We start from the raw sequence: 14354 nt of genomic DNA, 5'->3' as shown, positions 1-14354 counted from the left end.
CCCGCGGTCTTTCCATTTTCCAAATACGCCCGCGCCCGGCGGGCCACCGGTCCCGACGCCGGGGGTCGCCATGAGCGTCGCCAGACCGCTTGCCCACGACGCCGCCCGCCTGCATGTGACCGGGCAGGCGCGCTATGTCGACGACATCCCGGTTCCGGCGACCTGCCTGCACCTGGCCTTCGGCACGGCCCCGATCGCCGCCGGACGGATCGCCAGCCTCGATCTGGCGGCGGTCCGCGCGAGCCCGGGGGTGGTGCTGGCGTTGGAAGCCCACGATCTCGACCGGAAGACCGATTTTTCGCCCTCGGCGCAGGACGAACCCTTGCTGTCGGGCCATGCGGTCCACTACCTCGGCCAGCCGGTCTTTCTGGTCGCCGCGACCTCGCATCTGGCCGCCCGCAAGGCGGTGCGCAAAGCGGTTTTCGAGACCAAGAAACGCGATGCGATCCTGACCGTGGACGATGCGCTCGATGCCGGCAGCCGCTTCGAGGACGGCCCCCGGATCTGGGAAAAGGGCGACGCGGGCGAGGCCATCGACAACGCCGCCTGCGTGATCTCGGGCGACATCGATGTCGGCGGACAAGAGCATTTCTACCTCGAGGGCCAGACCGCCCTCGCCCTGCCGCAGGAAGGCGGCGACATGGTCATTCACGCCTCGACCCAGCATCCCACCGAAATCCAGCACAAGGTGGCCGACGCACTGGGCCAACCGATGCACAGCGTGCGGGTCGAGACACGGCGCATGGGCGGCGGCTTCGGCGGCAAGGAAAGCCAGGGCAACGCATTGGCCATCGCCTGCGCCATCGTCGCCGCCAGAACCGGGCGGCCCGCGAAGATGCGCTACGACCGCGACGATGACATGACGATCACCGGAAAGCGGCACGATATCCGCATCGAATACCGCGCGGGCTTTGACGCGGATGGTCGCATCGTCGGGGTCGAGTTCGTGCACCTGATGCGCTGCGGCTGGGCGCAGGACCTGTCGCTGCCGGTCGCCGACCGCGCGATGCTGCACGCGGACAATGCCTACCTCTTGCCGACCGCCCGGATCGAAAGCCACCGGCTCAGGACCAATACCCAGTCGGCCACCGCCTTTCGCGGCTTCGGCGGGCCGCAGGGCATGATCGGGATCGAACGGGTGATGGATCACGCGGCCCACAGGCTCGGGCTCGACCCGCTCGAGATCCGGCGGCGCAACTACTACCCGGAGATGACCGGCGATCCCGCAACCCCCAAGGCCTCCGCCCGGTCCGCTCCGACCGAGCTTGCCGGGGATACCGCGGATGCCGGGACCGACGCGGCCCGCGCGGCAGCCCGGACCACACCCTACGGCATGCCGGTCGAGGACTTCATCCTGGGCCGGATCACCGCGCAACTGTCCGAGCGCTGCGACTACGATGCCCGCCGCGCGGCGATCGCGGGCTGGAATGCCGACAGCCCGATCCTGAAACGCGGCCTCGCCCTGACACCGGTGAAGTTCGGCATCTCCTTCACCCTGACGCATCTCAACCAGGCCGGCGCGCTGGTGCATGTCTACCAGGATGGCAGTCTAGTGCTCAATCACGGCGGCACCGAGATGGGACAGGGTCTGTTCCAGAAAATCGCACAGGTCACCGCGGCGGTCTTCGGCCTCGATACGGGTGCGGTCCGGATCACCGCCACCGACACCGCCAAGGTGCCCAATACCTCGGCGACGGCGGCCTCCTCGGGGGCGGATCTGAACGGCATGGCCGCAAAGGCCGCAGCCGAGACCATCCGCGACCGCATGGCCGCCTTTCTCGCCGCACGGCACCAGACCGACCCGGCCTCAATTCAGTTCCGCGAAGGCCAGGTGGATGTGGCGGGCGAAAGCCTCAGCTTCGCAGCCGCCGCCCGGCAGTGCTACGAGGGGCGGGTCAGCCTGTCCGCCACCGGGTTCTACAAGACGCCGAAGCTGTCTTGGGATCGGATCAAGGGCCAGGGGCGGCCATTCTACTACTTCGCCTATGGCGCGGCCTGCTCGGAAGTGGCGATCGACACCGGCACCGGCGAGCACCGCATCCTGCGCACCGATATCCTGCACGATTGCGGGCGTTCGCTGAACCCCGCGCTCGATCGCGGCCAGATCGAAGGCGGGTTCGTTCAGGGCGCGGGCTGGCTGACCACCGAAGAACTGGTCTGGGACGCCGACGGGCGGCTGACCACCCATGCCCCGTCGACCTACAAGATCCCCGCCTGTTCGGACCGCCCGGATGTGTTCAACGTGGACCTGTGGGCGGGCTGCAACCGCGAAGACACGATCTATCGTTCCAAGGCGGTGGGCGAGCCGCCCTTGATGCTGGGCCTGTCGGTGTTCTTCGCCCTGTCCGATGCCATCGCGGCCTCGGGCCCCGGCTACCCGGCCCTTTCGGCCCCCGCCACGCCCGAACAGGTACTGGCCGCCGTCCGACGGGTGCGGCAATGACCGTTGCACCCCCCGACGCCTGCGCACATGATTGCGCGGCGCCCCGGACAATCGCCCGGGGTGTCGCAAGCCGCCTGCCACAGATCAGACCATCAAAGGATGCCGCGCCTTGGACCAGCCGCTTCTCAGCCTCCGGGGCCTGACCAAGGCCTATCCCGGCGTTGTCGCCAATGACGACATCTCGTTCGAGATCGGCGCGGGTGAGATCCACGCGCTGCTCGGGGAAAACGGCGCGGGCAAGTCGACCCTCGTCAAGATGATCTACGGGCTGGTAAAGCCCGATCGCGGCGCGATGGCGCTGCGCGGCGCCGCGTTCGCTCCAGGTGAACCAGCCGAGGCCCGGCGCGCAGGCGTGGCCATGGTGTTCCAGCATTTCTCGCTGTTCGATGCGCTCAGCGTGGCCGAAAACGTCGCCCTCGGCATGGAAAACCCGCCCAAGACCCGCGATCTGGCCAGACAGATCCGCGACGTGTCGGAAGCCTACGGCCTGCCGCTCGATCCGTTCCGCGTGGTCGGCACGCTGTCCGCCGGAGAACGCCAGCGGGTCGAGATCATCCGCTGCCTGCTGCAGGACCCCAAATTGCTGATCATGGACGAACCGACCAGCGTGCTGACCCCGCAAGAGGTCGAGATCCTGTTCAAGACGCTGCGCAAGCTGAAGGCCGAAGGCACCTCGATCCTCTATATCTCGCACAAGCTCGAGGAGATCCGCGCGCTCTGCGATACCGCGACGATCCTGCGGCTGGGCAAGAAGGTCGCGACCTGCATCCCCGCCGAGACGACGGCGCGCGAGATGGCCGAGATGATGGTCGGTTCCAGCTTCGCGGCACCGGCGGCACGGTCGCCGAAGCTGGGCGCGGTCCTGCTCGAGGTCGCCAGCCTGAGTCTGCCCGCGCCCGAGGCATTCGGAACGCCGCTGCGCGATGTGTCCCTGGCGCTGCGGGCGGGCGAGGTGCTGGGCATCGGCGGCGTCGCGGGCAACGGTCAGGACGAGCTGCTGGGCGCGCTGTCCGGCGAACGGCTGGCCCCGAAAGGTACGGTGACCCTGAAGGGCCGGGACGTCAGCCGCGAGGGCCCGATCGCGCGCCGCGACCAGGGCCTGCTGTCGGCCCCCGAAGAACGGCTGGGCCACGCCGCCGCCCCCAACATGAGCCTGGTCGAGAACGGTGTGCTGACCGCCGCGCGCCGCGCCGGGCTGGTGCGGAACGGCTTCATCGACTGGGGCGCCGCCGATGGTTTCGCGCGCGACGTGATCACCCGTTTCGATGTCCGCACGCCGTCGACCCAGACCGCCGCGCGGGCGCTTTCGGGCGGCAACCTGCAGAAATTCGTCATCGGCCGCGAGATCGTTCAGACCCCCGACGTGCTCGTGGTCAATCAGCCGACTTGGGGCGTCGATGCGGCGGCGGCAGCCGCAATCCGCCAGGCGCTTCTGGACCTGGCGGCGGATGGCGCGGGCATTCTGGTGATCAGCCAGGATCTGGACGAGTTGATGGAAATCTCGGACCGGTTCGCGGCCCTGAACGAAGGGCGGCTGTCGCCCTCGAGACCGGTGGCCGAGCTGACCATCGAACAGATCGGCCTGATGATGGGCGGCGCGCATGACATGGAGGTGGCCCATGCCCTTGCCTGACGTCGCGCGCCCGTTACGGACGGGATTGCGTATTTGGAAAATGGAAAGGCGGGCGGGCGCGCCCCTGCCCGACAGCGCGCGCCGCTGCCCGCGCCCCATGCGCATCGGCAGGATGAACGGCACGACCTGCATGCCTTTCCATTTGAAAAATACGCAAGAACCCGGTTTGCCACCTGCGACCCCCTCGGAAAGGCGCGCGCATGATCCGGCTTGAAAAACGACCCCAACCGTCCCGACTCTGGACCGGTCTGTCGCCGGTCATCGCGGTGGCGCTGACCATGATCGTCGGCGGCATCATGTTCGCGTTGCTGGGCAAGCCGCCCTTCGAGGCGATCCGCACGATCTTCTGGGATCCGCTGTTCAACCCGCAATTCGCGGCCTATTCGCGGCCCCAGCTGCTGGTCAAGGCCGGGCCGTTGATCCTGATCGCGGTCGGCCTGTCGATCGGGTTCCGGGCGGGGATCTGGAACATCGGGGCCGAGGGGCAATACATCATGGGCGCGGTCTGCGGCGCGGCGGCGGGGCTGGCCTTCTATCCGTCCGACAGCATGTTCCTGTTTCCGCTGATGGTGATCGCCGGGGCGCTGGGGGGCTGGGCCTGGGCGATGATCCCGGCGATCCTGAAGACGCGGTTCGGCACCAACGAGATCCTCGTGTCGCTGATGCTGGTCTACGTGGCGGAATCCATCCTTGCCTCGGTGTCGTCGGGATTGTTGCGCAATCCCGAGGGCAGGGGCTTTCCCGGCAGTCGCAACTTCCGCCAGTGGGACGCCGCCGCCAACCGCGAGGTGTTTGCCGACACGGGCATGCATTGGGGTGTCGTCGCGGCCTTCATCGCCGTCATTCTGGCCTATGTGCTGCTGACCCGGCACATCCAGGGGTTCAACATCCGCCTGTCGGGCGAGGCGCCGAGGGCGGCGCGCTTCTCGGGCGTGAACCCGGGCCGCATCGTCATCCTGTGTCTTGGCATCGCGGGCGTGCTGGCGGGGCTCGCGGGGGTGTTCGAGGTGACCGGGCCCGCCGGGCAGATCTCGATCGATTTCAACTCGGGCTACGGCTTTACCGCGATCATCGTGGCGTTTCTCGGGCGGCTCAATCCGATCGGCATCCTGCTTGCGGGGCTGTTGATGGCGCTGACCTATATCGGCGGCGAGCTGGCGCAATTGATGTTGGGCGTGCCGGGGGCGTCGATCCAGCTGTTCCAGGGCATGCTGCTGTTCTTCCTGCTTGGCGTCGACGTGTTCACCAATTACCGCATTCGCTTCGGACAGGGAGTGGTCGCATGAGACTTGCCGGGTTGCCCTTTGCCATGGGGATGGTCATGGGACCGATGATGGCGCTGATGGTCCACACCCTTGGCGCAGGGGCGCTTTGGGGCTTTGTGGCGCTGCATGTGGCGGCGCTGGCGGCGGTTCTGGCACTGGCCGCGCTGGCGCTGCGCTGGACGCCCCTGAAGCCCCACCTTGCCCGGTTGCGCGCGTGGCATCGCCCCCGCCCGGCGCATCTTGGCCGCATGGTGGCGGGGGGGGTCGCCGGGGTGGCGCTGCTGTGCCTCGGTTGCCTTGCGCTTTGGGCGGGGGGCGTGTGATGGACCTGTCCTCGATTTCACCCGTTCTGCTGGTCGCGTCGATCATGGTGTCGGCCACGCCCATCCTGCTGGCCGCCATCGGAGAGATGGTGGTCGAGAAGTCCGGGGTGCTGAACCTCGGGGTGGAGGGGATGATGATCACCGGCGCGGTGGTCGGCTTTGCCGTCGCGGTCAATACCGGCACGCCGGTCTGGGGGTTTGCGGCAGCCGCCCTTGCCGCCGCCTGCCTGTCGCTGTCCTTCGGGTTTCTGACGCAGGTCCTGCTATCGAACCAGGTGGCGACCGGGCTGGGGCTGACGCTGGTTGGGCTTGGCCTGTCGTCGCTGGTGGGAAAACCCTATGAGGGTATGAAATCGCCCACCTTGCCGAAGCTGGATCTGGGTCCGCTGTCGGATCTGCCGTTGGTCGGGCGGATGCTGTTTTCGCACGATGTCATGGTCTATCTGTCGCTGGTCCTTGTCGCCGCCGTCTGGGCCTTTCTGAAATACACCCGCGCCGGGCTGACCCTGCGGGCGGTGGGCGAAAACCACGAGGCGGCGCATGCGCTGGGCTACAAGGTGGTGCGCATAAGGATGATGGCGATCTTCTTCGGCGGTGCCTGCGCCGGGCTTGGCGGAGCCTATCTGAGCCTTGTGCGGGTGCCGCAATGGACCGAGGGGATGACCGCGGGGGCGGGCTGGATCGCGCTGGCGATCGTGGTCTTCGCCTCGTGGCGGGCGGGCCGGGTGCTGGTCGGGGCATATCTGTTCGGCGGCGTCACGGTATTGCAGCTGAACCTGCAGGCGGCGGGGGCGGCGGTGCCGGTGGCGTTGCTGTCGGCGTCGCCCTACCTGATCACGATCCTTGTCCTGGTCATCATCTCGGCGCGGGGGGTGCATGGCGCGCCGGCCTCGCTCGGGCGACCGTTCCACGCCACGCAATGATGTCGGAGGCCGTCAAGAACCGGGTGCATCTGGCACTTCAGGGCAGCGATCCGGTCTACGGTCGCGCCGTTGCCCTGGGCTTGTCCGGGGTCATCGTGCTGTCGGCGCTGATCATCACGGTCCAGAGCGTTCCCGATCTGCCGGCCCCGCTGAAGCGCGCGCTCTGGACCTGCGAATACATCGTGCTGGCCATCTTTTCCGTCGAATACGCCATGCGCCTCTGGTCTGCGCCCAACCGCTGGAAATATGCCCTGAGTTTCTGGGGTATCCTCGATCTGCTGGCGATCGTGCCAGCGATCCTGCTGATCATGCCGGATGCGCTGAGCCTGCGGATGCTGCGCCTGTTGCGCGCTGTCCGGCTGCTGAAGCTCTTGCGTCTGAGCCGGGCCATGATGCGGATCGAACGGGCCTTCGAGGAAGCCCGCGACGAGCTGTTGCTGTTCGTCATCGCGGCGTCGATCACGCTGTTCATCGCCGCCGCCGGGATCCACTACTTCGAGCACGAGGTGCAGCCCGACAAGTTCGGGTCGATCCCGGCCGCGATGTGGTGGGCGCTGGCCACGCTGACGACCGTTGGCTACGGCGATGTCTATCCGATCACCCTCGGAGGGCGCATCTTCACCGGCTTCATTTTACTCATCGGCGTCGGAATCATCGCGATTCCGGCCGGTGTCATCACCGCGGCCTTGCTAAGAGGCCACCGCCGCGACGATGATCGCGGCCAGTCTTGAATCACCACTTGGGAGAACTGAAATGCTTCGCAGAACACTACTTGCCACAGCCGCGGCGGCGGCCCTGGCCACCACCGGCTTCGCCGCATCGCATAGCGAAAAGACCAAGGTCGGCTTCATCTTCGTCGGCCCCGTGGGCGATGGCGGCTGGACCTATGAGCACAACGAGGGCCGCCTCGCGGTGGAGGAGGAATTCGGCGACGCGGTCGAGACCGTGTTCCAGGAAAGCGTGCCCGAAGGCGCGGATGCCGAACGGGCGATCACCCAGATGGCGCTGTCGGGCGCGGATCTGATCTTTACCACGTCCTTCGGCTACATGGACCCGACGCTGGCCGTGGCCGAAAAGTTTCCCGACGTGAAGTTCGAGCACGCCACCGGCTACAAGCGTGCCGACAACGTCTCGACCTATTCGGCGCGCTTTTACGAGGGCCGCGCGATTCAGGGTCACATCGCGGGCAAGATGACCAAGACCAACAAGATCGGCTACATCGCGTCCTTCCCGATCCCGGAAGTGATCCGCGGCATCAACTCGGCCTATCTGCACGCCAAGAAGGCGAACCCCGATGTCGAGTTCTCGATCGTCTGGGCCTACACCTGGTTCGACCCGGCCAAGGAAGCCGACGCCGCGCGCGCGCTCATTGAAAACGGCGCCGACGTGATCCTGCAGCACACCGACTCGACAGCACCCCAGGCCGCCGCACAGGAAGCGGGCAACGTCATTACCTTTGGCCAGGCCTCGGACATGTCGGAATTCGCGCCGATGCCGCGGGTCTCGTCGATCATCGACGACTGGAAACCTTACTACATCTCGCGGGTGAAGGCGGTCATGGACGGGACCTGGGAATCGACCGACACCTGGGACGGCATCGGCCCCGGCATGGTCGGCATCGGCGAAATTTCGGACGCTGTGCCCGAAGAGGTCAAGGCCGAGGCGCTGGCGCTGAAGGATGCGATCGCTGCGGGCGAGTATCACCCGTTCACCGGGCCGATCAACAAGCAGGATGGCAGCGTCTGGCTGGCCGAGGGCGAGGTTGCCGAGGATGGCACGCTTCTGGGCATGGACTTCTACGTCGAGGGCCTGAGCGGCGAGATCCCGAACTGATCGCAAAGTTGAACAGGGGCCGTCCGGATACGGGCGGCCCACCCTGCGCCGACGTTTTTCGCGGCCCTGAAGGTCAGGCGGGCAAAGCGGCCCCTATCTGAGCCGCGACCCGGACCGCGCGCGCCGCCCGTAGACGTTGCAGCCCAGCGTCACCTGCAAGGCCGCCACCAGTTCGGACACGGTTTCCGCCGACACGTACTTGCCGCCGGTGCGGTCCGCGAGGCAGCGGGCCACGCTTTCGGCATCCTCGTACTGGTTGTTCTGGCTTTCCCAGCTGAAGAAATCGCCCCGGACCTTGAAGCCGATGACGTGCACGGTCAGGTCGGCGGCATCGGCGGCCAGTTCGGCGGCAAGCTGGCAGGGCACCCCGCCGCAGGTTTCCTTGCCGTCCGTGACCAGCACGATGGCACCCGGCGCGCGGCGGTAGTCCAGCACCGTGGCGGCGGACTGGATCGCGGCGGTCAGCGGTGTGTCGCCCGCCGGTGACAGCCCCTCGACCGCGGCGATGATGGCATCGGCGGCCTGCCAACGCGGGGCAAACCGGACATCGACGCTTTCGCACGATACCCCCGGATCGCCCACGGGCCCCGGACCGTAGACCACAAGGCCAAGGCGGCGCGCGGCGGCAATCGCGGGCATCGCTTCGCGGACCGCGCGGCGGGCCTCGAAAATGCGCGGTGCGTCGATCTGGTTGAACCCGGTCTCGGCCATCGAGCCCGACCCGTCGAACACGATCATCGCGTCCCGGGTGCACAGCTCGCTCGCCGCACCGGGGGCCGCAAGCGCCACGGCAAGGGCGACAACCGGTGCTCCGGGCAGCGTTCGGGTCATGCGGGTCCCCTCAGGTCACCCAGGACAAGACAGCCCAGCAACTCGTGCAGGGCCTCGGACAGTTGATCGGTATCCCAGGCCTCGATATAGCGCCCGCCGCTGCCCTGGGCGAGGCAGCGCGCGTCCCGTTCGGTGGGGATGGCCGAGATGTCTTCGCCGGTGATGCGGAACCCGATGACATGGATCGTGATGCCCGGCGCGGAACGGGCCAGTGCGCTGGCAAGCGCGCAGGGCGCACCGCCGCAGGTCTCGTTCCCGTCGGTCACGACGGCGACGGTGCCCGGACCGTCCCCCAGCGCGGCGACCGCCGTTTCGACCGCCGCGGTCAGGGGGGTGGCCCCGGCGGGCAAAAGCTGATCGACCCGGTTCAGGATCGCCCCCGCCGCCCGCGCCGTCGGCGGCAGGAACAGGTCGACCCGCGCGCAGAACCTTCCCGATCCCGGCCCGTAGGTCACCAGCCCGATGCGGCGGTGCCGCGCGATCCCGGGCAGCGTCGCGTGCAGGGCGGCGCGCGCCTCGACCATGCGCGACCCGCGCGGGTGATCGAATCCCATACCGGCCATCGACCCCGAGGCATCCAGCACGATCATCGCATCGTCCACACATACCGGCGCGGCCCGCACCACGGGTGCGGCCAGACAGAGCGACAGTCCCAGCACCAGACCGGATGCGCGCATGGCGATCCTCCTCGATGGCAGCAAGGCTAGACCCGTGGCCGCGTGCCTGTCGACAAAAAGCTCCGTGATATTCCTACGGGCCGGGTTACCCTTCGATGCAAGGCCAAGCATGAAAGGAGACGACCCCATGAAAAAGCTGCAAGTGCAGGGGGTGCATCACATCACCCTTACCGGCGCGGATCGACAAAGCTCGATCGATTTCTGGGAAGGTGTTCTGGGCATGCCCTTCATCTTCGATCAGCCCAACCTCGATGATCCCGACGAGGGGCATCTATACTTCGATCCGGGCGACGGGCGGCTGATCACCATCTTCACCAACGAGACGCGCAAGCCCGTGCATCGCCGCACCCCCACCGATCCGGGCTGCGTGCATCATCTGGCATTCAACGTGTCGATGGCGGTCTGGAGCCAGGTGGTCGAGCGGCTCGATGCGCGCGGCATTCCGCATTCCGGGCCGAAGGATCGCGGCTTCATGGATTCGATCTACTTCAAGGACCCGCTCGGCATGCTGATCGAACTGGCCTGCTACCGGTTCGAGCCGCCGATGGGGTGCAGCCATGCGGACGTGATGATCGAGGCGCACCGCATCCGCGTCGCCAACGGCGATTACAACATCGCGCAGGTGCACCTTGCCGACGCGATCGAATTGCTGGTCGAGCGCCGACAGCAGACATTGTCCGACGATCGCGGCCCGAAGGACCCCTATCGCTGAGCCCGGCCCGGTGACGATGGCCGCGCGCGATCAGGACGGCCCGTCGTCGCGCAACATCGCCAGGATCGCCGCCCGGTCCTGATCGCGGGCGGGCGGTTGCGCGGTCGACGCCTGTGCCGCGCCGTTGAACCGGGGGGCCGGTGCGGGCGCATCGCCCTGCCACAGCCCGCGCGCCATGACATGCGGATCGCGCACGGCCTCGGCGGGCGACAGGACCGGGGCGACACAGGCGTCGCTGCCGTCGAACAGCGCCGCCCAGTGGTCGCGCGACCGCCCCGCAAAGATGCCCGCCAGCCGCGCGGTCAGGCGGGGCCACCTGTCGGCGTCGTACTGGCCTGCGAAATCGGGATCGTCCGCAAGGCCCAGCCGGTCGAGGAAGACCGCGTAGAACTGCGGCTCGAGGCATTGCACCGACACATGCCCACCGCAGGCGCAGGCATAACAGCGCGACCAATGCGGCCCGTCGAGCAGGGACCGCCCCCTCGCCGCGCGCGAAAACTGCGGGCCCATCGAGGCCAGAAGCCCCATCAGATGCGTGGCACCATCCAGGATCGCCGCATCGACGACGCAGCCCTGCCCGCCGCGCCCGGCCGCGATCAACCCCGCCAGCATGCCCGACACCAGGTAAAGCGCGCCCGCCCCCAGATCGCCCAGCATGGTCGGCGGCACGCCCGGCACCGCGCCCGGAAGCCCGGCGTAGAACAGCGCGCCGGACAGGCTGAGGTAATTGAGGTCATGCCCGGCCATCTGCGCACGCGGGCCGGTCTGGCCCCAGCCGGTCATGCGACCGTAGACCAGGCGCGGATTTTCCGCCTGCACGGCCTCGGGGCCGAAGCCCAGCCGCTCCATCACGCCGGGGCGGAACCCCTCGATCAGACCGTCGGCGCGCGCGATCAGGGCGTGGGCGATGGCGGTGTCACCGGCATCCTTGAGGTCGAGCGCGATGGACCGCTTGCCGCGATCCAGCAGCGACCGCGCCGGTTTGGTGAGGGTGTCGCCGCCCGAGGCACGGTGCAGGACGATGACATCGGCGCCCAACTCGGCCAGCATCATGCCCGCAAAGGGCGCGGGGCCCAGCGCCTCGAATTCGATGATCCGTATCCCGTCCAGCATCGCGGTGTCCTTCCGTGCCGCCCCGGGGCCGATGGTGCCGCCTGGGCGCAGGCGGAACAAGGGCCGCGACCGATTGGTGTTTTGATTGCGGGCGCGACGCATTATCTGACAGTGATGGTTTCGCTTCCCGCCCCTTTGCAAGACTGGTTCGATGCCCGTGGCTGGCAGATGCACCCGCATCAGCATGCCATGCTCGACCGGGCCGCGGCCCCCGCGCTGATGCTGATCGCGCCCACCGGCGGCGGCAAGACGCTGGCCGGTTTCCTGCCGACGCTGGCGGAATTGGGCAGCGATCCGGCACCGGGGCTGCATACGCTCTATGTCAGCCCGCTCAAGGCGCTGGCCGCCGATATCAAGCGCAACCTCGGCACCCCCATCGCCGAGGCGGGCCTTGCCATCCGGGTCGAGGACCGCACCGGCGACACGCCGCAAAGCCGCAAGCGGCGGCAGCGCGCGGACCCGCCGCATATCCTGCTGACCACGCCCGAAAGTCTGGCGTTGCTGACCTCGTACGAAGACGCGCCGCGCATGTTCGCGGGGCTGCGGCGGGTGATCGTCGACGAGATACACGCGCTGGCGGAATCCAAGCGCGGCGATCAGCTGATGCTGGCGCTGGCGCGGCTGCAGACCCTGTGCCCCGGTCTGCGCCGCGTGGGCCTGTCGGCCACGGTCGATGACCCGGGTGCCATGGCGCGGCTGATGGCGCGGCATCCCGACCCCTGCGAGATCGTGCTGGCCGATCCCGGGCCCGAACCCGACATCGCGATGCTGGTCACCGAGGAAATGCCGCCCTGGTCCGGCGGCGGCGCCAAATACGCGATCCCGGCGGTGCTGGAGGCCGTCAGACAGCATCGCACGACGCTGATCTTTCACAATACCCGGGCGCAGGCGGAGCTGTTTTTTCACCACCTGTGGCTGGCCAACGAGGACAGCCTGCCCATCGGCATCCATCATGGCAGCCTCGACCGGACCCAGCGCGAACGGGTCGAGGCGGCGATGGTGGCGGGGCAGTTGCGGGCCATCGTCTGTACCGGCAGCCTCGATCTGGGGATCGACTGGGGCGATGTGGACCTGGTGATCCAGGTCGGCGCGCCGAAGAACGTCAAGCGGCTGGTGCAGCGGATCGGCCGTGCCAACCATCGCTACAACGCGCCGTCGAAGGCATTGCTGGTACCTGCCAACCGCTTCGAGGTGGTCGAATGCGTCGCCGCTCTCGAGGCGGTACGGGACCGCGATCTGGACGGCGAGCCGCGCGGGCCGGGGCCGCGCGACGTCTTGTGCCAGCATATCCTGATCGCCGCCTGCGCCGGGGCCTTCGACGCCGACAACCTGTTTGCCGAGGTGACCTCTGCCGGGCCCTATGCGGCGCTGACACGCCCGGCCTTCGATGCCTGCCTCGATTTCTGCGCCACGGGGGGATATGCGCTGCGGGCCTATGACCAGTGGCAGCGCATCCGGCAGCGCGCCGACGGCGCATGGGAATTGCGCGACCCGCGGTCGGCCCGGCGCATCCGGCAGAACATCGGCACGATTCAGGACACCGATACGCTGAAGGTGCGGATGCGCGGGCGTGGCGGCGCACCGCTGGGCGAGATCGAGGAAGGCTTTGCCGCGTCGCTGTCCAAGGGCGACACCTTTCTGATCGGCGGCAGGATCGTGCGCTATGAAGGCCTGCGCGAGATGATCGTCGAGGTGTCGCGGGATGCGGCGAAAAAGCCCAAGATCGCGACTTTCATGGGCACCAAGTTCGCCACCTCGACGCAGCTTTCGGCGCGGATCGTGCGGATGTTCCAGCAGGACGACTGGCCGGAGCTGCCCGGACACACCGCCGACTGGCTGCGGCTTCAGCGCGACGTGTCGCGCCTGCCTGCCCCCGGGCGGCTGCTGATCGAGAGCTTTCCGCATGACGGGCGCGAGCAACTGGTGGTCTACGGCTTTGCCGGGCGCAACGCGATGCAGACGCTGGGCCTGTTGCTGACCAAGCGGATGGAAGAGGAAGGGCTGGCCCCGATGGGCTTTGTCGCCACCGACTACGCAACGCTGATCTGGGGGCTGGATGCGGTCACCGACCCGCGCCCGCTGTTCGATCTGGCACGGCTCGAGGCGGGGCTGGAGGGATGGCTCAGCGGCAACGCGGTGATGAAGCGGACCTTCCGGGCCTCGGCCACTATCGCCGGGCTGATCGACCGCCGCGTCGGCGGCCAGCAGAAGTCCGGACGCCAGGCGACGATGTCGTCGGACATCCTGTATGATACACTTGTCAAATACGACCCCGACCACCTGATGCTGCAGATTACCCGCGAAGAGGCGATGCGCGGGCTGGTGGATTTCGCCCGTATCCGCGAGATGTGCGCGCGCGTCGGCGACCGGCTTGACCTGGTGCGGCTGGACCGGGTGACACCGCTGGCGGCACCGCTGTTTCTGGAACCCGGAAGGGTGCCGATCCGGGGCGATGCGGATGACCGGCTGATCGAGGAAGAGGTGACGCGGCTGCTGGATCAGTCCGGTCTGGCGCAGGTGGACGCGCCCCGAAAGCCGGTCTGGCGCGTGCCCTGGTAGGCCGCTCTTTCGCCCTTGCGGGCGGCATCGCGCGCGACGTAA

At 67.9% G+C, this 14354-nt stretch carries 12 protein-coding genes; 9 read left to right on the top strand and 3 right to left on the bottom strand.

What is annotated here, in order from left to right:
• Window positions 1-70 precede the first annotated feature (70 nt).
• From xdhB to ACXYMN_RS17580, 7 genes are all read left to right on the top strand, one after another.
• A complete protein-coding gene (gene xdhB / locus ACXYMN_RS17610; RefSeq protein WP_459015102.1) occupies window positions 71-2443 on the top strand; it encodes a xanthine dehydrogenase molybdopterin binding subunit in 2373 nt (790 codons plus the stop codon).
• A 109-nt stretch (window positions 2444-2552) separates the two neighbouring features.
• The gene (locus ACXYMN_RS17605; protein ID WP_459015100.1) at window positions 2553-4076 is read left to right on the top strand and encodes an ABC transporter ATP-binding protein; all 1524 of its coding nucleotides are present in this window, start codon (window positions 2553-2555) and stop codon (window positions 4074-4076) included.
• Between the two features lie 200 nt (window positions 4077-4276).
• The gene (locus ACXYMN_RS17600) at window positions 4277-5362 is read left to right on the top strand and encodes an ABC transporter permease (protein WP_459015098.1); all 1086 of its coding nucleotides are present in this window, start codon (window positions 4277-4279) and stop codon (window positions 5360-5362) included.
• Window positions 5359-5664: a hypothetical protein gene (locus tag ACXYMN_RS17595; protein WP_459015096.1), complete on the top strand. Its 306-nt coding sequence runs from the start codon at window positions 5359-5361 to the stop codon at window positions 5662-5664. Before ACXYMN_RS17600 ends, ACXYMN_RS17595 begins: the two co-directional genes overlap by 4 nt.
• Window positions 5664-6587, top strand: coding sequence for an ABC transporter permease (locus ACXYMN_RS17590; RefSeq protein ID WP_459015094.1), 924 nt, complete (start codon window positions 5664-5666; stop codon window positions 6585-6587). The genes ACXYMN_RS17595 and ACXYMN_RS17590 overlap by 1 nt, the downstream gene beginning before the upstream one ends.
• A complete protein-coding gene (locus ACXYMN_RS17585) occupies window positions 6584-7318 on the top strand; it encodes an ion transporter (protein WP_459015092.1) in 735 nt (244 codons plus the stop codon). Before ACXYMN_RS17590 ends, ACXYMN_RS17585 begins: the two co-directional genes overlap by 4 nt.
• A 22-nt stretch (window positions 7319-7340) precedes the next feature.
• Window positions 7341-8420, top strand: coding sequence for a BMP family ABC transporter substrate-binding protein (locus ACXYMN_RS17580; protein ID WP_459015091.1), 1080 nt, complete (start codon window positions 7341-7343; stop codon window positions 8418-8420).
• Window positions 8421-8513: 93 nt separating this feature from the next.
• Here ACXYMN_RS17580 and ACXYMN_RS17575 read toward each other — a convergent pair whose 3' ends face one another.
• Window positions 8514-9251 (bottom strand): vWA domain-containing protein, encoded by a 738-nt coding sequence (locus ACXYMN_RS17575; protein ID WP_459015090.1) that lies wholly within the window; start codon window positions 9249-9251, stop codon window positions 8514-8516.
• Window positions 9248-9928, bottom strand: coding sequence for a vWA domain-containing protein (locus tag ACXYMN_RS17570; protein ID WP_459015089.1), 681 nt, complete (start codon window positions 9926-9928; stop codon window positions 9248-9250). Before ACXYMN_RS17570 ends, ACXYMN_RS17575 begins: the two co-directional genes overlap by 4 nt.
• 127 nt (window positions 9929-10055) lie before the next feature.
• Here ACXYMN_RS17570 and ACXYMN_RS17565 point away from each other — a divergent pair, with 127 nt between their 5' ends.
• The gene (locus ACXYMN_RS17565; protein WP_459015087.1) at window positions 10056-10640 is read left to right on the top strand and encodes a VOC family protein; all 585 of its coding nucleotides are present in this window, start codon (window positions 10056-10058) and stop codon (window positions 10638-10640) included.
• Between the two features lie 30 nt (window positions 10641-10670).
• Here ACXYMN_RS17565 and ACXYMN_RS17560 read toward each other — a convergent pair whose 3' ends face one another.
• Window positions 10671-11753: a CaiB/BaiF CoA transferase family protein gene (locus ACXYMN_RS17560; RefSeq protein WP_459015085.1), complete on the bottom strand. Its 1083-nt coding sequence runs from the start codon at window positions 11751-11753 to the stop codon at window positions 10671-10673.
• Between the two features lie 114 nt (window positions 11754-11867).
• Between ACXYMN_RS17560 and ACXYMN_RS17555 the strand changes: the two genes are divergently transcribed.
• A complete protein-coding gene (locus ACXYMN_RS17555; RefSeq protein WP_459015083.1) occupies window positions 11868-14312 on the top strand; it encodes a ligase-associated DNA damage response DEXH box helicase in 2445 nt (814 codons plus the stop codon).
• Window positions 14313-14354: the final 42 nt, after the last annotated feature.

The organism is Roseivivax sp. CAU 1753 (assembly GCF_054482575.1).
This window is presented reverse-complemented; position numbering and strand designations above follow the sequence as displayed.